Genomic DNA, 21771 nt, shown 5'->3' on the forward strand with positions numbered 1-21771 from the left:
GCCGCGCTGCGCCTCACCGCTGAGCATGCACCCCACCGCCAAGCCGCCAGCCCGCCAGCCCGCCAGCGAGCGTGCACCCCGCACCCGAACTGACAACCTACCACCGAGCGTGCAGCCAACAACCGCGGGCTCGGCGCCGAGAAGCAAGCTCGGCGCCCGCCCCGCATCTCCGCATCCAACCAAAAAGCTCCCGGAAACCGCAAGGTTTCCGGGAGTTATGGTCGGGATGACAGGATTTGAACCTGCGACCCCGTCGTCCCGAACGACGTGCGCTACCAAGCTGCGCCACATCCCGATTGCGTTTTCACGCAGGGATTACTCTACCGGTTTCCGAGGCAAAAGCGAAAACCGCTCGCCCGTCGCGCAGGCCACACACCTAAACCGTCAACGACGCCAGCATCACAGGGTCAAGCTGCCCTGGCCAGGTACCCCAGAGCACCTCGGAACCGGCCAACGGTGTCGCCTCTCGGTCCAGCCCCCGAAACACGTCGAGCGTCGCGAGAGGCGCTTCGATCCTGACTGCTCCCCCTAGCACCTCGACTGAGGCGGCCCACAACTCGGGCACGGGGCTTCCCGCGGATCCCGAACCGCGAACGTGGGTAGTAGATCCGCGCACCGTGCGCTGACCCTCGGCATTCTCCGCCACGAGTTCCGCCTCGTGCCCGCCCTGCGCGATCGCAGCAGCAAGAGCAGAGCGATACACGGGATCACCGGTCGCATCGCTCACCCAGCGCGTGCCGAGCACACCGTGCTCCATGGTGCCGACGAGAAACGGTTCGCCGTCCTCCAACTCAGCACCACGGTACGTGAGCGGCACGTGATAGACCGTGTCATCACCCGCGCTCAACAGGTGCCCCTCGACCCCAACTTCACCCTCGGGGTCGTCAAAGCGATAAGCACCGAGTGAGGTCAACAGAGCAACATCACCAGCAAACCAACTCTGAGTGGGCAGCCACTCGGCGAGCAGTTCGAGCTTCGAGGGCCGCAGTGTGGTCGAGGCGTAAATCAGAGACATGCTCAGATCCTACGCCCGGACCTCGCACCCGCAACACATCAAAGCGATTCGGGATCAGACCCTCAACGACTACTTCTGGTTCTTCACCCGCGAAGCCGCACGTGCACGAGCACTCGCGTCGAGCTCGACCTTACGAATACGCACTACCTCGGGGGTCACCTCGACGCACTCGTCTTCACGAGCGAACTCGAGGCATTCCTCGAGTGTCAGCTGACGCGGCGGCGTCATCGACTCGAAGTTGTCTGCGCTGGCGGAGCGCATGTTGGTGAGCTTCTTTTCCTTGGTGATGTTCACGTCCATGTCTTCGGAGCGCGAGTTCTCGCCAATAACCATGCCCTCGTACACCTCTTGGGTGGGCTGCACGAAGAACGACATGCGCTCCTGCAGGTTGATGATCGAGAACGGCGTGGCCACACCGGCGCGGTCAGCAACGATCGAGCCGTTGTTGCGCGTCACAATGGAGCCCGACCACTCGTCGTAGCCGTGCGAGATCGCGTTGGCGATGCCGGTGCCGCGGGTGGTGGTCATGAACTCCGAGCGGAAGCCGATCAGGCCACGCGACGGCACGATGAACTCCATGCGCACCCAGCCGGTGCCGTTGTTTACCATGTTTTCCATGCGACCCTTGCGAGCGGCCAGCAGCTGCGTAATAGCGCCGAGGTGCTCTTCCGGCGTATCGATCGTGAGGTGCTCGTAGGGCTCGTGCGTCTTGCCGTCGATTTGCTTGGTGACCACCTGGGGTTTGCCCACGGTCAGCTCGAATCCCTCGCGGCGCATGTTCTCAACAAGGATCGCGAGCGCAAGCTCGCCACGACCCTGAACCTCCCACGCGTCCGGGCGCGAGGTGTCGAGCACACGAAGCGACACGTTACCGATGAGCTCGCGGTCAAGGCGATCCTTGATCATGCGGGCGGTGAGCTTGTGACCCTTCACCTTGCCGACGAGCGGCGAGGTGTTGGCACCGATGGTCATCGAGATGGCCGGCTCGTCAATGTGAATCGCGGGCAGCGGGCGCACGTCTTCGGCATCAGAGATGGTCTCACCAATGGTGATGTCTTCGATACCGGCAATAGCCACAATGTCGCCGGGGCCAGCCTTCTCCGCCGGGAAGCGGGTTAGCGCCTTGGTCAGCATGAGCTCGGTGATGCGCACGTTCTGCACGCTGCCATCGAGCTTCACCCACGCAACGGTCTCACCCTTGTGGATCCAGCCGTTGTGCACGCGCAGCAGCGCAATACGGCCGAGGAACGGCGAGGAGTCAAGGTTCGTGACGTGCGCCTGCAGCGGTGCTTCGTCGTCAAATTGCGGGGCGGGCACGCGGTCGAGGATCGTCTCGAACAGCGGCTCAAGATCGGGGTTGTCGGGCAGCTCGCCGTTCTCGGGACGGTTGTGGCTCGCAGCGCCCGCGCGGCCCGAGAGGTATACGGTTGGCACATCAAGCACCGCATCGATATCGATGTCGGGGTGATCCTCTGAGAGATCTGATGCGAGACCAAGCAGCAGATCCTGCGCCTCGCCCTCAACCTCTTCAATGCGACCATCGGGACGGTCGGTCTTGTTCACCGCGAGAATCACGGGCAACTTCGCCTCAAGTGCCTTGCGCAGCACGAAGCGGGTCTGCGGCAGCGGGCCCTCGGATGAATCGACGAGCAGCACGACACCGTCAACCATCGACAGGGCGCGCTCCACCTCGCCACCGAAGTCGGCGTGGCCCGGGGTGTCTACAACGTTGATGATAATGGGGCCATTCTTCGCGTGCACACCCTCGTAGGTGATCGCGGTGTTCTTGGCCAGGATCGTGATGCCCTTTTCGCGCTCGAGATCGTTCGAGTCCATGACCCGATCGTCCATCTCGGCGTGCGCGTCAAACGAGTTTGTCTGGCGCAGCATGGCGTCAACGAGCGTTGTCTTGCCGTGGTCGACGTGTGCGACAATTGCGACATTGCGGAGGTCTTCGCGTGTGGCGAGAGCCATATAAGTTGAGTCCTAACGAGACGAACGGAGCGCCGACGCGGCGGGTTGCCGGGCGCGCTGCGGGATCATCCCGCGAAGGCACCAAAGAGGCCGACGCACCAGTTTAGCGGATTTCACCTGAACCTCCACCATGAACTTCGCATATGATCGTTAGGATGACCGCTCGGCCGCGCCTCACCCCAGCTCTCCTGGCGGTACTCTCGTTCCTCGCCGCGATCGGACCGTTCGCCACCGATCTCTATTTGGCATCATTTACAGACATCGCGCGTGACTTGGGCGCCCCGGCTTCTTCGGTGCAGCTCACACTCACCTCATTTTTACTGGGGATGGGGATCGGCCAGCTCATTCTCGGCCCACTCTCCGACCAACTGGGCCGCCGTCCCGTGCTGGTCGTCTCGCTGAGCGTGTTTGCGCTCGCGAGTGTGTTAATGGTGTTCTCCCCCAACATCATTGTGTTTATTGCGCTGCGCGCCCTGCAGGGCATCACGGGCGCTGCGGGTGTGGTTGTCTCACGCGCGATCGCTGTTGATCTTTCAGAGGGCGCGGCCGCAATTCGGGCCATCAGCCTGATCGCCATGTTCGTGGGCCTCGGCCCGCTGGTCGCACCACCCATCGGCGGTGGCATTTTGCAACTCGGCGACTGGCGCACGGTGCTTGGCACGCTCGCCGTGATCGCTGTCGCGATGTTTGGGCTCGCATTAGCGTTTGTGCCCGAATCGCTTCCGCCCGAGGCACGCCGCAGTTCGGGACTGCGCACCGCCCTGCAGAGCTTCGGATTCCTGCTGCGCACCCACGAGTTCCTACTGCTCATGTGCGTGTTCGGCCTGGGCTTCGGCAGCATGATGGCCTACATTTCAGCCTCGCCGTTCATCGGGCAGTTGATCCTCGGCATGCCACCGTTTGTGTACGCTCTGGCGTTTGCTTCCGGCGCGTGCGCGATGATCCTCGCGAACTCCATCAATGCTCGCCTCGCGGGCCGGGTGCGGCCGCAGCGCATGCTACTGCTCGGCACGAGCCTGTCGCTCGCGGCGGGCATTGCGCTGACCTTGTTCGCGGCGACTGACACCCTCAGCATTCCGGCATTTATTGCCTGCGCGTTCACCCTCACCGGCGGCACTGGACTGATCATGTCGAACGCCAGCGCCCTCGCCCTGACGCTCGCAGCGCGCTCACGCGGTGCGGGATCCGCACTGCTCGGCGCCGCACAGTTTACGGTCGGTGGACTGGCGTCACCGCTGGTTGGTGCGTGGGGCGAGCACACGGCCCTACCAATGGCGGTCTTTGTGCTCGCAGCCTCCACGCTGGCGTGCGCAGGCGCGTTGGCCTACGCACGCCAGGTGTAGCTAGCGGGACGGCAAGCCCGTTGGAGCCTGGCCCGCGAAAGGCCCTTCGCCGTCGGTTCGCTTCCGAAGGTGAGGCACGTGGTCACCAGGCTCCATACCCAGTTCAATGTTCGCCCCGGGAATCGCGGCGAGCAGGTTCTTCGTGTACTCCTGCTGCGGGTTCTCGAAGACCTCTTCAACGGTCGCCTGCTCGACGATCCGTCCCTGCTGCATCACGCACACGCGGTCCGCAATCAACCGCACCACCGCAAGGTCGTGTGTAATGAAGAGGTACGTCAACCCGAGTTCACGCTGCAGTTCGGCGAGCAGATCCAGAATCTGTGCCTGCACCAGCACGTCAAGCGCCGACACGGCCTCATCGAGGATCAGCACGTCAGGCTTCAGCGCGAGTCCACGAGCGACAGCCACGCGCTGGCGTTGGCCACCCGAGAGTTCGTTCGGGTAACGCGTAGCCATGTCACGCGGCAGCGACACCTGGTCAAGCAGCTCATACATGCGCTCACGACGGCTGGCGCGATCGCCGACCTTGTGAATGTTGAGCGGCTCCATGATGGTGTTGCCGATGTTGGTCAGCGGATCCAGCGAACCGTACGGGTCTTGGAACACGGGCTGTAGCGTGCGACGCAGATCGAAGAGCCGCTTGCCAGAGATACCCGCCATTTCTTGGCCAGCGATCTTGATTGACCCGCTGGATGAAGTCTCGAGCTGCAGGAGCATCTTCGCGATCGTGGATTTGCCCGATCCCGACTCACCAACAAGCGCCATCGTTTCGCCGCGCTTGACCGTGAAGGTGGCGTCGGAGACAGCGTGGAACTCTTCAGACCCAAAGTTTCCCTTACGAATCTTGTAGACCTTGCCGAGGCCGTTGACCTCGATCATGGGTTCACCTTGGGCGACATTCTTTTGATCTCCGCCCGCGAGAGTGGAAACATCAAACGAATCAGTCGGAGCGGGAGGCAGCTCGGCGTCGGAGCCGATGCGGCGCGAAGCGAGGCTCGGCGCAGCAGCAACGAGTCGCTTCGTGTACGGGTGCTGCGGGTGCTGCAGAATCTCGCGGCTCGGGCCCGATTCCACGATGTTGCCCTTGTACATCACGATCAGCTTCTCAGCGCGCTCAGCGGCAAGGCCGAGATCGTGAGTAATGAACACCACGGCAGTGCCGCGCTCACTCGTCATCTTGCCAAGGTGATCGAGCACCACTCGCTGCACGGTCACGTCGAGCGCCGAAGTCGGTTCGTCTGCGATGAGCAGCTGCGGGTCGGCGGCGAGGCCGATGCCAATAAGCGCGCGCTGCTTCATGCCACCAGAGAACTGGTGCGGAAACTGCTTCATGCGCTTTTCGGCATCTTGCAGACCCGCCTGCTGGAGCACCTCAACGGCACGCTCCTTGACCTCTTTACGTCCATTCGCAAGGCCGTTGGCACGGATGGCCTCTTCAACCTGGAAGCCGATAGACCACACCGGGTTGAGGTTTGACATCGGATCCTGCGGCACAAGACCAATTTCGCGGCCGCGAATGGTTTCCATGTCACGCCGGTGGATACCAACAAGCTCGCGCCCGTTCCAGTTCACGGATCCCTCGGTGATGCGACCCGTACCTGGCAGCAGGTTGATGACGGCGTGCATTGTTGTGGACTTGCCGGACCCTGATTCCCCCACAATCGCGACGGTCTCGCCGGGGTACACGTCAAAGTTGACCCCGTGCAGCACCTCGTTCATCGTCTTGCCGACTTTAAACGCAACCTTCAGGTCGCGCACGCTGAGTAGTGGCTGTTGCTCGCTCATCGCTGTGCCCTCGCCTTCGGATCGAGTGCGTCACGCAGTACCTCACCCAGCAGGATGAAGGCGAGTACGGTCAGGGTGAGCGCGATGGATGGGAAAATCAGGTTCTCCGGTGCGGTGCGCAGGTCCCCTGGGCCTGAGCAATATCGTTGCCCCAGCTAATGAACTCCGGCGTTGGCAGGCCGACACCCAAGAAGGAGAGCACTGCCTCAGCCACGATCGAGGCGGCCAGCGCGAGCGTTGATACGACGATCATTGGCGCCATCGAATTCGGGAGTACGTGGCGCCACAGTGTCCGCCACGGACCAAGGCCCTGCGCGGTAGAGGCGGTGACGAAGTCTGCCGGACGAATACGCAGCACTTCAGCGCGCAGCACGCGCGCGCTTGAGGCCCAGGCGAAGATACCAATGGCAAGCGAGATCACCCAGATGTTTCGGTAATCCCTCAGGACGCTCATCACGATCACTGCCGCGAGGATGTAGGGGATCGAGAAGAAGATGTCGCCGACACGCGACAGCACCGCGTCGACCCACTTGCCAAAAAAGCCCGCGATGGCACCCATCACGGTTCCGATCACAAAAATGAGCAGTGTAGAGATGAGACCAACGGACACCGAGGTGGAGGTGCCGTACACGATGCGGGCGTAAATGTCACAGCCCTGCTTGGTGAAGCCGAGCGGGTGTCCGGCTTCAGGACCGGCGTTACTCAGCGAGAGATCGCACTGCCTCGGGTCGGCCTGCGTAAACAGACTCGGAAAGACTGCTGCGGTGATGACAAAGAGCAGCAGGGTGACTGAGATGTAGAACATCGGTCGCTTGCGAATATCGCGCCACGCATCTATCCAAAGGCCGGAGCGACGCTCGTCGAGCTTCGGAACATCTACCGCAGCGGTAAACGTGTTCTCGTCGAACGGCGCAACGAAGTGCTCGTTTCTAGGATTCGTGTTCTCAGGCATATCGGATCCTTGGGTCAAGCACCGCGTAGAGCAGGTCAATGAAGAGGTTGACGAAGAGGTAAATGAGCACCATCACCGTCACAAACGAAACCACAGTTGTGTTCTCCCCGAGTCGGATCGCTTTGAAGAGGGTATTACCGACACCGGGAACGTTGAAGATCGCCTCAGTCACCGTGGCACCAACCATGAGAATTCCGAAGTTGGTGGCGGTGTTGGTAATCGTCGGGATGAGCGAATTTCGCAGCACGTGTACCGGGATAATGCGGTTGCGGCTCAGCCCCTTCGCATAGGCGGTGCGCACGAAGTCCTGGTTCAGCGTGTCAATGACTGAGGCACGCGTCAACCGCATGCTGGTTGCGTAGAGCGAAACACCGAGCACGAGCGCTGGCATGATCAGATCCTGTATCGGAGCACCAGGGCCGACGGTCGTGCGAAAGATGCCCCACTTGATACCAAGGAAGTACTGCGCAACAAATGCAAGCACGAAGATCGGCACACTCGTCATGATGAGTCCGATAATGAGGCTCACGTTGTCAAAGAGTTTGCCTTTGCGCAGGCCCGAGATGAGGCCGATCGAAACGGCGAGGAAAAGCTCAACGACAATTGCCATGAGCGCTAGCTGAATCGTGACCGGAAAAGTGCGCGCGAGCACCTCGGTCACTGGCTGTCCCGAAAAAGTGAGGCCGAGGTCTCCGGTGAAGATACCGCCGAGATACAGAAGGTACTGCACGATAAACGGCTTATCGAGGTTGTATTGTTTGGTGATCTCTTCAAGAACCGCCGGGCTCGGGGTCTTGTCGCCGAAGAGGGCGAGGATCGGGTCTCCCGGCATCGAGAAGACCATGAAGTAAATCAGAAACGTCGTTCCCAGGAGAACCGGGATGACCTGAAGGATGCGGAAGAGGACGTATCTCAGCATTCGCCGCTCCTCCGCTCAGTGGTGGTAAGCATGAAGCGTATTCTCTCGCAATTGTGGCGCGAAACGAAGTTGAGAACCACTATGTCCTCAATTCCGCAGTGAAAATCCTCCCTGCGAAGCATTCGCCGGGAGGTGATTGAGGCCCCGAGTAGGTGGGCCCGGGGCCTCAATACTGTAGGTGTTACTTGGTGATCTCGTAGTAGAGCGGCACCGAGTTCCAACCGATGGTGACGTTGCTCACAGCCTCGGAGTAACCGCTCACTGCGTTCTGGTACCAGAGCGGAATAGCAGGCAGATCCTTGAACAGGATCTCCTCTGCTGCGTGGAACTTCTCGTTTGCAGCCTCCACGTCCTTCGCCGCGACACCCTCTTCAAGGAGCTTGTCGACCTCTGCACTGGAGTAGTCGCCGTCGTTCGACGATGCACCGGTCTTGTAGAGCGGCAGCAGGAAGTTGCTGAGCCCCGGGTAGTCACCCTGCCAGCCCGAGCGGAATGCGGTTTGGATGGAACGATCAGTGATGGTCTGACGGAAGTCACCGAACAGCGGGTTCGGAGCGCCCGAGGCATCAATGCCGAGGTTGTTCTTAAGGTCGTTCGACACAGCATCGACCCAGGCCTGGTGGCCACCGTCAGCGTTGTACGCGATCTGGAACTTGCCGGTCCACGGCGAGATAGCATCGGCCTTCGCCCACAGCTCCTTCGCCTTCTTGGCATCGTAGGTCAGTACATCTTTGCCCTTGAGGCTGTCGCTGAAGCCGTTGATGACAGGTGAGGACCAGTCAACCGCGGGGGTACGGGTGTCGCTGAAGATCTTGTCGGTGATCTGCGGGCGGTTGATCGCACGCGAGATAGCCTCACGACGCAGCTGGCCCTCTTCACCGGCAAAGTGATCGAGTCGCTCCGGGATAGTGAAGGACTGGAAGATCGCAGCGGGCTGGTTGATCCAGCGATCACCCAGATCGTCCTTGTAGTTGGCGTATGCGGTGTCAGGAATCTGGTCGAGCACATCAAGGTTGCCGCCCAGCAGGTCAGCGTACGCAGCATCGTAGGAGTCGTAGAAGACAATCGAGAGGCCACCGTTCTTGGCTTCGCGATCACCCTTGTACTCGTCGTTTTTCACCATTTCGATCTTGACCTTGTGGGTCCAGCCCTTGTCAGCGACCTTGTAGGGGCCGTTGCCAATAGGATTCTGACCGTAGTCCTTGGTGATGTTGCCGTCTGCGTCAAACGCTGACTTCGGCACCGGGTAGAACGAGGAGTAACCGAGTTGCAGCGGGAAGTCCGACTGCGCGCTCTTCAGCGTAACGGTGAAGGTCGTGTCATCAACGACCTTGAGACCGGTGAGCTCTGCATCCTTAGTGTCGTCAAAGCCCTCGATATTCGAGAACCACGACGCATTCTTGCGGGCGTTTGAGAATTTCGCAGCGTCGTTCCACGCGTTCACGAACGATTCGGCGTCGACCGGGTCTCCATTGGTGAACTTCTGATCAGCCTTGAGCTTGATCGTATAGACCTTCGAGTCCGTCGTGTCGACCGACTCAGCAACATCGAGCTTCGGGTTGCCCTTTGCATCGTAGTAGTACAGCCCCGCGTACATGATGTCGAGAATACGACCACCACCAACCTCGTTGGTGTCGCTAGGGATCAAGCCACTTTCGGGCTCCGAGCCGTTTACAGTAATGATTGCAGCACTGTCGCCCTTGGCATCGCCGCCCTTGTTGTCGCCACCGCTCGATGAGCAGCCAGTCAGCACCAATGCGCTAGCTGCAGCCATAGCAATTAAGCTCAGGCCGATACGTGATCGCTTCACAGGTATTCCTTTCGTGAACATTCCTCCGCTCGCAGAAATACCCTTTTTTGGGGACTCTATCTGCGAGCGACTTAGAGTACTTACCCCTCCAGCCTATCGAGAGCTGGCGCACTCGGAAGCCTCGTGACTTGCTCGTGACTTCTTCGTAACAAGGGCTGTAGATGTTCTCCCACAAACCGCGCCTCTCGTCGAAATATCTCGGCACAATCCAACTATGGGGCCGACCGCTCGCGCGATACGCTAAAGTCGTGAAAATTTCGGCCGCGCGAACCCGGCTTCGCTGGGAAATTGGGATTGTCTTGGCGCTGTCCTTCGGCGCGTCTGGCGTGTATGCCATCGTCACGATTATTGAGCGCGTAACCCGCGAGACCGCTCTCTCATCGCAGACGGCCACGATCAACAGACCACTCGACGAGCGACCACTGTTCGACCTCATTTATCAGCTACTGGGCTTCGCGTTTGGTCTCGCTCCGGTCGCACTCGTAGTGTTTCTGTTGTGGAGCAACACTCGCCCGCACCTGCGGCGGCTCGGGATCGGCCGGCCCATCGATGCGAAACCACTCTGGTGGCTAAGGGAGGCCGGTGGCGGGGTGATCCTCGCGGCCGCGATTGGGATCCCCGGCATTGCCTTCTATTTGTTCGCCAAAGGGATTGGCATCAACACCACCGTTGTGCCCGCCGCCCTAGATACATACTGGTGGACCGTACCGATCCTGATTCTGCAGGCGCTACGCGCGGCACTTGGCGAAGAACTGATCGTCGTTGCATACCTATTCGAACGACTAAAAAGGCTCGGCGTTGGCACGGTGGCCACGATTGTGACGAGCGCCCTGCTGCGCGGAAGTTACCACCTCTACCAGGGATTCGGCGGCTTCATCGGAAACGTGGCCATGGGCCTCGTCTTTGGCTGGGCCTACCATCGCTGGGGACGCAGCCTGCCGCTCATCGTTGCGCACTGGATCCTCGACATCGTCAGCTTCGTCGCCTACCCGCTCGCAGTAGCACTTTGGCCAGCGCTGTTTGGTTCCCCAGCGAAGTAAGGGCCACTTTCCGACGGCTGGGTCTCTGTCCTGCATAAATAGATCGTCAGAAAGTGGCCCGCTCGACGGCACGGTGTGCACTGTGGTCAGTTACAAATGCCAATGGCGGTGAACATCCCGCAGCTGCACCATCGCTCACAACCACTCGCACAGGACCATTCGAGCGCTTTTCTCCACAGATCAGCAATTCCCCGCGATCCCGTTTCCGTTCGCTGCCAGGCTCTCTACCATGCAGATTGCCCAGGTCGTTGAAGAGGCGGCACGTTCGCTTGCGTCAACCCGAGAACTCCTTCGGGCTGGAATGACTGAGCGGGGTATCCGATCAGAAGTGTCGAACGGTTCGCTTGTGCGGCTTCGACAAGGGTACTTTGTCAGATCGGCGTTTTGGAATGGCGCTGACTACAGGCAGCGCCACGTTGTTTCAGCGCTTGCGGCACGCGAGGCTGCCGCCGGCACCATTGTGTTCTCGCATCGCACAGCCGCAACATTGCTTGGCTTGCCCGTTTGGTCGGCCTGGCTCAATCGTTTGTTCCCGTCCGAGGCGCGCGAACCCGGCGTTACCACGGCGTTCAGCCCGTTCAAAGAAAGGCAGAGCTCTCTCGACGGCGATGCACCCAAGGACCGCACTCCGTCGGGTGCTCCGGACCCTCGTCTGGTTCATACAACCGCAGCAAGCAATAGGCGTGCGTCTTCACACCCATTCATGTTTCGCCACCGGGGTGAACTATCTGACAGTGAAGTCATTTCAAGCCTCGGGTTTACTCTCACATCGGGTGAACGGACGCTGTTCGATCTTGGACGGTCAGAGCCATTTGCAATTGCGCTTGCTTGCACAGACGAGTTCCTTCGCCACCAGATAACTGTCAACCGGTCCATCGATGAACAGTCCTGGGATGAGTGGCAGCAGCGTCTACGAGATAGGGCAAAACGCTTCCCTCATTCTCGGGGGATGCCCGCGGTTCGTGCGCTCGCGACGCTTGCACATCCTGGCGCCGATTCCCCACTAGAGACAGTGAGTCGGCTCCGATGTTTACAGGTGGGGCTCAACGTGAAGGTGCAGTTTAGAGTGCGCTCCGAGTGGGGCGGGTACAACTATCTCGATTTTCTATTCGAAGGTCTCGGGGTCTTTGGAGAGTGCGATGGGAAGGCAAAATACACTGACTCTAAGCTGCTTGGAAAGCGTTCAGCCGACGAGGTGGTGCATGACGAAAAGCGTCGGCACGATTGGGTTGTTGGGACAACTGGAATGCGTGGGGTGCGCTGGGGTGCTGCCGATGTCGAAACCACTGAGGTATTCGCACAGCGATTACGCGAGTTCAGACTACCCGTTCCAGGTGTTCCGGTCCGCAGCTATGGCGAAGAGATCGCTCTGTTTCTCGGCAAGTTACGGTGACCTATGCGCTCTCGGATGATGCGTTCCGCTTCAATCGCGGCGTCGGTCAGACGAGTGGGCCGCAGTTCCACGAGCGGGCCACTTACCAACGCAAACTTAGCGTCGGGAAGTGGCCCCCTCGTGGGCAAGGTGTGCGCTGTCGCAAACCCCTGGGCAAGGCCCCGACCAGGAGCACTCCGCCCACGCAAATGCTCTACGTCCCTGCCTCACGCAGAGCGCGAGCCAACTCACGACGCTCGGCCTGCCGAGCCGGGTCCGGCACCGGCAGCGAAGCAAGCAGTCGCTGTGTGTACGGTTCCTGCGGGTTGTTGAGCACCTCGGTAGCTACTCCGCTCTCCACGAGTTCGCCGTGATAGAGCACCCCCACTCGGTCGGCGAGCGCGTCGACAACCGCGAGATCGTGGGTGATGAACAGCGCTGCAAAGCCCAGCTCCGCCTGCAACTCTGTGAACAGCTCCAGCACCTTCGCCTGCACGGATACATCGAGCGCAGAGGTCGGCTCGTCAGCTATCAGCAGCTTCGGGTCGAGCGCCAACCCGCGAGCGAGCGAGGCCCGCTGTCGTTGGCCCCCCGAGAGCTCGTGCGGAAAGCGCTCACCGTACGTGCGCGGCAGTTGCACTGACTCGAGCAGTTCGTCGACCCGTTTTTGAGCCCCGGCAAGGTTGCGGGCCAGGCGATGCACCAGCAGCGGCTCGGCGACGTTCTCCGCTATGGTCAGCAGCGGGTTGAAGCTCGAGGCCGGATCCTGAAATACAAACCCGATGTCACGCCGAGCAGGCTTAAATTCCCGCTCTTTGAACCCGACCATTTCGTGGCCGAGCACCCGCAGCGACCCACCGGTCGCAGGTGTCAGGCCTGCAATTGCGCGACCAATAGTGGATTTGCCCGATCCTGACTCCCCCACGAGGCCGTACACCTCGCCAGCGTGGATCTCAAAGTTGACGCCGCGCACGGCCATAAAGCCAGGCCGCCCTAGGCGCCCGGGGTACTGAATCTGCAGATTCTTTGCCAACACCACGGCTTCGCTCTGCGTGTGATCCCGAACTGACCCGGACGCCTCCTCAACACGACCCGAGGCCCGAATGCGACCACCACCAAGGTTCAATACGGATCCCAATAGCTCTCGTGTGTACTCCTCGCGCGGATTCGCGAACAGTTCAGCTGCGGGAGCCCGCTCCACGACTTCACCCTGATACATCACAGCGACGTCGTCAGCAAGGTCGGCCACGACCCCCATGTTGTGGGTAATGAGCAGGATCGCGGTACCAAACTCATCGCGCAGTTTGCGCAGCAGATCCAAGATCTCCGCCTGCACGGTCACATCGAGCGCGGTCGTCGGCTCATCAGCGACAATGAGCCCGGGTCGCAGGGCGAGCGCCATCGCGATCATGACGCGCTGCTTTTGCCCGCCGGAGAGCTGATGCGGGTAGTAATCGGCGCGCTCGGCGGGCTCCGGGATCCCGACCCGCTCCAACATTTCGATCGCCCGTGCCCGCGCCTCCCTCTTCGACAGCTTCTCGTGCGCGCGCAGTCCGTCGGCGATCTGCCATCCGATGGTAAACACAGGGTTCAGCGCGGTTGAGGCCTCCTGAAACACCATCGCGACGTCACGACCGCGCACCTGGCGCAACTGATCCTTTGTGAGATGCAGCACGTTGTTCTCTGTGTCGCCATCGCGGGTGGTGAGCAGCACCGCACCAGACGACACCGCGGTCTCGGGCAACAGGCCCAGGACCGTGCGAGCCGTGACGGTTTTGCCAGATCCCGACTCGCCGACAACGGCCAGCACACGGCCGGGTTCGACGGAGAGCGAGACTCCGTCGACCGCTTTCACGGCGCCGTGATCCGTTGCGAACGTCACCTCAAGGTTCTGAATATCAAGAACATTTGTCATCGTGCATTCCCATCTTGAGCAGCACCAACATTCGGGTCGGGCTCCTGCCCGGCAATACCTACCGTTTCGAGCATCGAGGTGTTTGCGACCACCCCGCTGCCCGCTTTCGCACGGCGACGGCTGCGCAGCCTCGGGTCGGAGAGGTCATTCAGGCTCTCGCCGGTAAGTGTCAACCCCATGACCACGAGCACGATCGCGATACCGGGCCACAGGCTCGTCCACCACACCCCGTTCGTCACGTCGGCGATGGCCTTGTTGAGGTCGTAGCCCCACTCAGCGGCGGAGTTGGGCTCGATCCCGAATCCCAAAAAGCCGAGGCCGGCAAGAGTCAGAATCGCTTCCGAGGCGTTCAGTGTGAACACGAGCGGCAGCGAGCGCGTCGAGTTACGCATGACGTGACGAAACATGATTCGCAGGTGGCTCGCGCCAACCACTCTCGCTGATTCAACATAGGCCTCGGCCTTCACTCGAATGACCTCGGAACGCACCACACGCAGATACTGCGGAATGAACACCACGGTGATCGACAGCGAGGCCGCCCAAATGCCACCCCACAGGCTTGACTGGCCGCCAGAAATGACGATCGAGAGCACAATGGCGAGGAGCAGCGAGGGGAACGCGAAGATAGCGTCGGCCAGCATCACAAGCACACGATCCAGCCAGCCACCAAGGTAACCGGAGAGCAGACCGAGGAACGACCCCAAGAAGATCGAACTGATCACCGCGATGGCAATCACGAGGAACGCCGTGCGCGCGCCCCAGATGACGCGCGAGAGCACGTCGTAGCCCGCGATGGTTGTGCCAAACGGGTGCGCGGCGGATGGTGCCTGCAGCGATCCAAAATCACCGTCGGGGCCGGATAGCGCCGAGAACCCGTAGGGCGCCAAGAGCGGCGCGAAGAGCGCCACCACCACGAAGGCAAAAACCAGCACGAGGCCAGCAATGAGCATGCCGCGCTGCAGGCCAATGCTCTGCCGAATCTGCTTGACAAGCGGCCAAGAGTGCCAGCCGCGCTCAACACGCGGGGCCGTGAGAATCGCTTCGGTTGTCATCTCAGTACCTCACTCGCGGGTCGATGAGCGCGGCGACCACGTCAACCACAAAGTTACTCAGCGCGACAATTACCGCGAGCAGTGCAACGATGCCCTGCACCGCAACGAAGTCGCGCGCGCTCAGGTAGTGCGCCAGCTGGAAGCCCAGACCTTTCCACTCAAAGGTGGTCTCTGTCAGCACAGCACCACTGAGCAACAGCGCGATCTGCAAACCAATCACCGTGATGATCGGGATCAGCGCCGGCTTGTACGCGTGCTTCGTCACCAGGCGATACTCGCGAATACCGCGGGAACGGCCCGAGTCGACATACTCCTGCCCCAGTGTGCCGATCATGTTGGTGCGCACGAGCCGCAGGAACACGCCCGCCGTCATCATGCCGAGTGTCAGGGCGGGCAGCACGGCGTGCAATAGCACGTCGCCAACGTTGGCAATGTTGCCGGTGCGGAACGCATCAATCAGGTAGAACCCGGAGGGATCCGGCAGCGTTTGGATCGCTAACTCCGTTGATATCGAAGCCCTGCCAGAAACCGGCAGCCACCCCAGCCAGATGCCAAAGATGAGCTTCATAATCAGGCCGGAGAAGAACACCGGGGTTGCATACGTAAAGATCGCGAACACGCGCAACACCGCGTCGGGTCCGCGATCCCGGTAGTACGCCGCCAGCATGCCGAGCGGGATGCCAACAATCAGCGCAACGATGATCGTGTAGATGGCGAGTTCGAGGGTTGCGGCACCAAACGTCATGAGCACCTCGGTGACCGGGCGACGGTCACTAAAGGTGACGCCAAAGTTCCCCGTGAACACCTGACCGAGGTACTCGAAGTACTGCACGATGAGCGGGCGATCGTAACCCGCGGCAGCGACGCGCTCTGCCAACTGGTCGGGAGGAAGTCTGTCGCCAACCGACGCGGTGATGGGGTTGCCCATGGTTCGCATGAGGAGAAAGACCATCGTCACCAGAATGAAGACGGTTGGAATGATGAGCAGTGCTCGCCAGAGAATAAAACGACCGAGCCCACCGCCGCGCTGTCGCGCAATTGCGGCCGGAGCCGTGTCGGTTTCAGTAATAACCATGAGTGCTCCGTTGAAAATGGAGAAACGGGGAGAAGCGGGCGAACGCGGTAGTCCGCGCTCGCCCGCTTTTCGAAACCGCTACTTCGTGATCAGTCCAAAGCGGAGTTTGAACGAAGCGTCAAGCGTCACGCCCTCGACACCGTCAACCGCGACCGCAACCTGTGCGCCCTGCAGCATCGGGAGAGTCGAAAGCTCAACCGCAAGCTTGTCTTGGATCTCACCCAGGATCTTCGCGCGCTCTTCGGTATCGCTCGTGACGCGCTGCTTGTCGATCAGCGCCGTGATTTCTTTGTTCTCGAAGTGGTTCACGAGGAAGTTGTCCGGCAGGAAGAACGGCGACAGGTAGTTATCGGGATCGGAGTAGTCCGGGAACCAGCCGAGCTGATGCACGGGGTACAGGTCTTCAACGCGATCCTTCGTGTACTGACCCCACTCGGTCGACTGCAGGTCCACCTTAAAGAGACCGGTCGCCTCGAGCTGCGACTTGATCTGCGCGTACTCCTCGGCCGAAGAGGCACCGTAGCGTTCACCCGCATACTGCAGCGGGAAACTCACCGGAGTCTGTACACCGGCGTCCGCGAGCCGCTTCTTCGCGCGCTCAACGTCGGGGCCACCCTTTCCATTACCGTACAGATCTTTCAGCGCTTCGTTTGCGCCGAGCAGCCCCTCTGGAATAAAGGAGTAAAGCGGCGTGTAGGTATTCTTAAAGACCTGCGTCGAGATCTTCTCGCGGTCAATCGTGTCGGCGATGGCCTGGCGCACTGCGAGAGCCTTCGCGGGGTCGGCGTCAGCGGTCGTCGCGCCGAACGGCATCGAGTTGAAGTTGAACACGAGGTAGCGAATCTCCCCGCCAGGTCCCTTAATAACCTGCAGTCCCTTGGTCGTCTCGAACTTCTCAACATCGGTCGCAGAAAGGCTGCGGAACGCCACGTCAACGGCCTTCGTTTCGATTGCCTGACTCAGGTTTGACTCGTTGGCGAAGTATTTCTGGTTCACGGACTCAGTCTTGGGTGCGCCCCACATGCCCACATAACCTTCATATGCCTTGAACGCGATGAGGTTGCCCTTGTCGTACTTCGTGATGGCGTACTGTCCAGCAAAGGGATTCGCTTTCACGATGTCTTCGTCGCTTGCCACGGCGTCAGCCGGGAACGAATCCTCATCAACGATTGGTGCCACAGGGCTCGAGAGCACCTGCGGGAAAGTCTGATCATTGGGGTTTTCAGCTTGAACACAACTGTGAGATCGTCTGATGCCTCGACACTCTCGAGGTTGGCAAGCAGACTCGATGGGCCATTGGGGTCCGCGATCTTCAACTGACGATCGAACGTGAATTTTACGTCTGAGCTGGTGAGGTCATTGCCATTGGCAAATTTAAGCCCCTTCTTCAGCTTGACCGTGTACTCGGTGGGCTGCGTGAATTCCGCTGATTCGGCGGAATCAGGGGCCACAGTCGATTCGCCAACGGGGTTGTTCAAGAGGAACGGGTACACGTTCGTCATGACCTGCCAAGAACCGTTGTCGTATGCCCCAGCCGGATCAAGCGACGTCACGGTCTCGGTCGTTCCGATGGTAATCGCACCTCCGGCTCCCGAACTTCCGCCACTATCGCCACCTTTGTCGCCCGAGGCGCATCCGGAAAGGAGCAACGCTCCGGCTCCGACAATCGCGACTGCCTGCAGTAATTTCTTCATTGATTTCCTCCAGTCTATTTGCGCGACGCGGCTGAAACTCAACCGTGCGTCACCACGCTTCCGACCTTATCGACCTTGGAAGCTAGCTGAAAGGAATTACTCCGGCTGTAACCATTCCGTAATCAGCCCTGTGGAACCATTGAGACAACTGTCGAAAAAACCTCTATTTCTTGCGACATTCGTCCAACGACGTTTTACAGCGGCTTGAAGCTCTTGACGAATGCGTCGGTGAGGCCCCACAGTTCGTCGAACAGTTCTGGCGCCGCTGCACAGCTTTCCGCAGGCTTGGCTACTTCGTACGTGCCATCCTCGGCGCGGATGGCGCCCCATTGTGTGCGCATTGCCCTGCAGGACTCGGGGAGCGAATTGATGAGGGGGCTGTCGAGCGTGAGGTTCACGTTGTCGGGAATCGCGTAGCTCGTTGAGCCGAACTTCTGACTCAACTGCGAGGTCACTCCCCAGGCAGGAATATCCAACTGACTCGTCGGCCCCACGTCCACCTTCGGAACCTGGTTCGCTGGCTTCGTCTCGGGCTTCTTCGTTTCCGTCGGAGTCGAGGTTTCTGTTGGTGTGGACGTAGTCGGCGACTTCGTCGTCGTGGGCGCGGCGGTTGTGGTGGGCTTGGGATCCGCCCCACCGCCCCGTGCCATATTCACGACAACAATCGACAGAATAATGGCCACAACGGCTACGATTCCGACGATGATCCAGGGCTTTGCACCCGATCCGCGACCAGGATTTGGGGTCTCAATTCTGGCCGTTCGCACACGTTCCGCTTGTTCGTATGAGAGGCGCTCGCGGGCCGGCACCGGCTTCGGTTCCTCCGCAATCGGTCCGAACAGTTCCTCAAGTGGGTCTTTACTCACTGTTACACCCTAACTATTTCCAGCCAATTCGCACATTTAAGCGGCCATTACCTCAAGGATTGCATGACGTCGCTCCAAAAATGCCTGCACGCGTGCGAGATGCCGATCCATCGCGCCCGAATCTCGCAGAGCGATTGTGCCGGGGTCTCCACGTTCGATACCGGCCCGCCAACGCTGTTCAATGAGCCCCATCCGTGATTCGACGGCGTTGAGCAGTTCAACCGGGTCCACTCCCCCATATGCCTTGGCCGCGGCCTCAACTCGCGCGGCCACCTCGAGGTTTGGGATCTCCCGCAGCAATGGCACCCCAGACCAGCATAGAAACGCGAGGTCGTCAATAGGCCGCCCGGGACCCGCGCGATCCCAATCGATCATTCCGGCGAACTCGTCTTCGACAATCACCCAGTTATACAGGCCGGGGTCGTTATGGCAGATCACTTCATCTGTGCCAAGCCGCTGGCTCCCTTGTCGCCACTCAACCTCACCTGGCCGATACTTGCGAACCGTGTCGTGAAATCTTCGCAGCCAGGCAGCCGCCTGGGTAAGCGCTTCGAGGGTGGACTGTTCTGTCTCGGGATCAAGCGTGTGCCCAGGCAGAAAACTCAGCACCTCACGATTCTCGTCATCGAACCCAAGCACTGTTGGCACCCCATCGAGTCCCTGATCTGCCAAGAATTCAAGGAGCGCGTGTATTGCGGGAGTCCATGGACCCGTCGGCCGGTGCACGCGAGCCTCGCCGTCTGGCAGGCGCACGCGCCACACTCCACCGGATCCGCCAGGAAGGTACTCGGTTTCCACCCCTCGACGCTATCGCAATGTAGTTGAGACTGGCAGGATCCCGCGCCAGCTAAACGTTGTGAATGCGCCGTACAGCGGGTGAGGTCTCGACGGTGGCGGAGGTGAGGCCAGGATCGCCGTGCAACTGAGCATGAAGCCGTTCCATGCGGGTGTCGAGCTCGGCAGCGGTGTCGGCCGCATTTTTGAGTTCCCCAATGAGGGAATCGGGCACTTGCCGGTCGTACTTGTAATAGATCTTGTGTTCAAGCGTGGCCCAGAAGTCCATGGCGATGGTGCGAAACTGTACTTCGACCGGCACGTTCACGCGTCCCGTGGAGAGGAACACCGGCACAGAAATGATAGTGTGCAGGCTCTGGTACCCATTCTCTTTGGGGGTCTTGATGTAGTCCTTTACCTCAAGCACGGTGATGTCGTCTTGTCGGGTGAGCAGGTCAAAAAGCCGGTATACGTCTCGAATGAAGGCACAGGTCACTCTCACTCCGGCAACATCATGAATATGACCCCGGATCACGTCGAAGTTGCTATCAAGACCACTCCGCTCAAGCTGTTCAACGAGACCACGACGCTCGAGTTTCTCGAGTAGGCTGTCGACCGATTTCACACGGCTGGAGACGTGCTCGATGGGGTTGTACTCGTGCATGTGCAGAAACTCTTCTTGCAGAATCGCAAGTTTTGTTTCGACCTCTTGCATCGCAAAACGGTACTCGAGCAAGAAGCGCTGCAACTGATCGCCGAGGGCTCTCATCGCACTCGCTGAAATAGTGATCTCATCGCCCAGGGGGTCTACGGCGGGATTGCTCATGGTGTCAGCGTAACGATGCCGGTTCAGGATTGGCTGTGTTTTGGAGACGCGGAGCCTGTGTTCAGCTCTAGCCGATGGCGGCGATGAGACTGATGATGGTCGCGATGATCCCCGCGCCGAACAAATACCCGAGCACCGTCTGTCCGATAACGATACGCCTGATGCCGTTGCGTGTAATGACGGCATCAGCGACGCTGTATGAGACCCCAAGCACAACCGAGAAGTAAACAAAATCTGAGTATTCAGGGGCTTCTTTCTGATTGAACTCGATCCCACCCGCGTCGTTTAGGTAGTATTCCTTCGCGTAGCGGAGCATGTAGTCGGTCTGGATGAGCACCCAGGATGAGACAACGCTGAGCATGGCGATCCCCGCGTCGACGTAGGCGTCGACTCCGCTGAGATAGCGGGAGTGCACCACCACCGCGGCGACGGCACCAAGGCTTGCGACGCTGCCCACGATGGCAACGATTTGCGCGGTTCTGCGGCCTGGATCTTCAAGGATCGCGTGATCCCGCGTCGCAGCAGCGTCCATCGGCCACACCTGCATCAGGGTCCAGGTTGTACTGATGATCGCGAGCGCCGCCCAACCTGCTAACAGTCCCGCAGCAAGGCCGAGGACGTTGCCAGTCACCGCGCCCACCACGACCCCAACCAAGATTGCAACGGCCCATCGCAGTCTCACCTGCGCCCGCACCGGCAGCTTACTCATATTCGGATCGTATCGTGCGGTGGCACTTTTGGCATGCCGGCGGCTTGACGGGCCGTTGCCTCAAGCGTCACAACGTAGTCTTGCCACCACTCCTCGTTTTGCCGAGGCATGTTCGGCACGGCCTGGCGCATTCCCACGGATCCGTCGAGTTGCTCGCGGAGAATGTCCGCCTGCCCGGCGTGGCGATTGGTCTCGGCTATCATGTGGACCAGCAGGTGGCGCATGGTCACCGAGTCGCCGCGGTCTCCCCACCAGGGCACTGTTCCTTGTGCTTCAAGTCCGAGTTCGCGCACGGAAGTATCGTCAGCCAACCAGATGCCGCGGCACATTTCGAGGATCTGTTCACTTGACTCATCGACCGTCGCCCACATGTCTGCGTTGTCTGGGGCGTCGTCTGCGAGCCACGGGAACGCATACTTCGGTTCTCGCCCAAAACACTCGGTGAGATAGCCGTGCTCGACGCTCGCAACGTGTTTCACAATGCCGAGCAAGTTGCTACCGGTTGGTGTCAGCGGTCGCCTCGCATCGTATTCGCTCAGGCCATCGAGCTTCCAGAGAAGCGCCTCGCGGGCGGTCTGTAGGTAACCGAGCAGGAGCTCAGTTTCGGTGTCTGTGTTGGTACCCGTGCTCATGTTGGCCAGCGTAGCTTG

General features: G+C 60.2%; 17 protein-coding genes, 1 tRNA gene and 1 pseudogene. 3 read left to right on the top strand and 16 right to left on the bottom strand.

The window, feature by feature from the left end; genetic code table 11:
- Positions 1-218: 218 nt before the first annotated feature.
- The 3 genes from G7066_RS11870 to typA all read right to left on the bottom strand — a co-directional run bounded on the left by G7066_RS11870 (position 219) and on the right by typA (position 2989).
- A tRNA-Pro gene (locus G7066_RS11870) sits at positions 219-295 on the bottom strand.
- Between the two features lie 81 nt (positions 296-376).
- Entirely contained in the window at positions 377-1015 is a 639-nt protein-coding gene (locus tag G7066_RS11875) for a CG0192-related protein (RefSeq protein WP_166331308.1), read from the bottom strand.
- 69 nt (positions 1016-1084) lie between these two features.
- Positions 1085-2989 (bottom strand): translational GTPase TypA, encoded by a 1905-nt coding sequence (gene typA, locus G7066_RS11880; protein ID WP_166331311.1) that lies wholly within the window; start codon positions 2987-2989, stop codon positions 1085-1087.
- Between the two features lie 155 nt (positions 2990-3144).
- On the opposite strand from typA, the gene G7066_RS11885 reads away from it, so the two are divergent.
- The gene (locus G7066_RS11885) at positions 3145-4332 is read left to right on the top strand and encodes a multidrug effflux MFS transporter (protein ID WP_244302969.1); all 1188 of its coding nucleotides are present in this window, start codon (positions 3145-3147) and stop codon (positions 4330-4332) included.
- On the opposite strand, the gene G7066_RS11890 is transcribed toward G7066_RS11885, so the two are convergent.
- From G7066_RS11890 to G7066_RS11905, 4 genes are all read right to left on the bottom strand, one after another.
- The gene (locus G7066_RS11890) at positions 4333-6117 is read right to left on the bottom strand and encodes a dipeptide ABC transporter ATP-binding protein (protein ID WP_166331315.1); all 1785 of its coding nucleotides are present in this window, start codon (positions 6115-6117) and stop codon (positions 4333-4335) included.
- 97 nt (positions 6118-6214) lie between these two features.
- Entirely contained in the window at positions 6215-7069 is an 855-nt protein-coding gene (locus G7066_RS11895; RefSeq protein ID WP_341873801.1) for an ABC transporter permease, read from the bottom strand.
- Positions 7062-7988, bottom strand: coding sequence for an ABC transporter permease (locus G7066_RS11900; protein ID WP_166331317.1), 927 nt, complete (start codon positions 7986-7988; stop codon positions 7062-7064). The genes G7066_RS11895 and G7066_RS11900 overlap by 8 nt, the downstream gene beginning before the upstream one ends.
- Positions 7989-8169: 181 nt before the next feature.
- A complete protein-coding gene (locus tag G7066_RS11905) occupies positions 8170-9762 on the bottom strand; it encodes a peptide ABC transporter substrate-binding protein (protein WP_244302970.1) in 1593 nt (530 codons plus the stop codon).
- A gap of 284 nt (positions 9763-10046) precedes the next feature.
- Between G7066_RS11905 and G7066_RS11910 the strand changes: the two genes are divergently transcribed.
- Both G7066_RS11910 and G7066_RS11915 read left to right on the top strand, forming a co-directional pair.
- Entirely contained in the window at positions 10047-10838 is a 792-nt protein-coding gene (locus G7066_RS11910) for a CPBP family intramembrane glutamic endopeptidase (RefSeq protein ID WP_244302971.1), read from the top strand.
- Positions 10839-11067: 229 nt separating this feature from the next.
- Positions 11068-12231 (top strand): hypothetical protein, encoded by a 1164-nt coding sequence (locus tag G7066_RS11915; RefSeq protein WP_166331323.1) that lies wholly within the window; start codon positions 11068-11070, stop codon positions 12229-12231.
- A gap of 193 nt (positions 12232-12424) precedes the next feature.
- On the opposite strand, the gene G7066_RS11920 is transcribed toward G7066_RS11915, so the two are convergent.
- From G7066_RS11920 to G7066_RS11960, 9 genes and pseudogenes are all read right to left on the bottom strand, one after another.
- A complete protein-coding gene (locus tag G7066_RS11920) occupies positions 12425-14125 on the bottom strand; it encodes an ABC transporter ATP-binding protein (protein WP_166331325.1) in 1701 nt (566 codons plus the stop codon).
- Positions 14122-15177, bottom strand: a complete 1056-nt coding sequence (locus G7066_RS11925) for an ABC transporter permease (RefSeq protein WP_166331327.1) — start codon at positions 15175-15177, stop codon at positions 14122-14124. The genes G7066_RS11920 and G7066_RS11925 overlap by 4 nt, the downstream gene beginning before the upstream one ends.
- Before the next feature lies 1 nt (position 15178).
- On the bottom strand, positions 15179-16252 hold the full coding sequence (locus tag G7066_RS11930) for an ABC transporter permease (RefSeq protein WP_166331329.1): 1074 nt from the start codon (positions 16250-16252) through the stop codon (positions 15179-15181).
- A 78-nt stretch (positions 16253-16330) separates the two neighbouring features.
- Positions 16331-17946, bottom strand: a pseudogene (locus G7066_RS11935) (ABC transporter substrate-binding protein).
- Between the two features lie 194 nt (positions 17947-18140).
- Positions 18141-18812 (bottom strand): hypothetical protein, encoded by a 672-nt coding sequence (locus G7066_RS11940; RefSeq protein ID WP_244302972.1) that lies wholly within the window; start codon positions 18810-18812, stop codon positions 18141-18143.
- A 36-nt stretch (positions 18813-18848) separates the two neighbouring features.
- The gene (locus tag G7066_RS11945; RefSeq protein WP_166331331.1) at positions 18849-19610 is read right to left on the bottom strand and encodes a phosphotransferase; all 762 of its coding nucleotides are present in this window, start codon (positions 19608-19610) and stop codon (positions 18849-18851) included.
- A 49-nt stretch (positions 19611-19659) separates the two neighbouring features.
- Positions 19660-20412: a GTP pyrophosphokinase gene (locus tag G7066_RS11950; protein WP_166331333.1), complete on the bottom strand. Its 753-nt coding sequence runs from the start codon at positions 20410-20412 to the stop codon at positions 19660-19662.
- A 67-nt stretch (positions 20413-20479) separates the two neighbouring features.
- The gene (locus G7066_RS11955) at positions 20480-21121 is read right to left on the bottom strand and encodes a DUF1345 domain-containing protein (RefSeq protein WP_166331335.1); all 642 of its coding nucleotides are present in this window, start codon (positions 21119-21121) and stop codon (positions 20480-20482) included.
- The gene (locus tag G7066_RS11960) at positions 21118-21753 is read right to left on the bottom strand and encodes a DinB family protein (RefSeq protein WP_166331337.1); all 636 of its coding nucleotides are present in this window, start codon (positions 21751-21753) and stop codon (positions 21118-21120) included. Before G7066_RS11960 ends, G7066_RS11955 begins: the two co-directional genes overlap by 4 nt.
- Positions 21754-21771: the final 18 nt, after the last annotated feature.

This window comes from Leucobacter coleopterorum (genome assembly GCF_011382985.1).
Lineage (GTDB): Bacteria > Actinomycetota > Actinomycetes > Actinomycetales > Microbacteriaceae > Leucobacter > Leucobacter coleopterorum.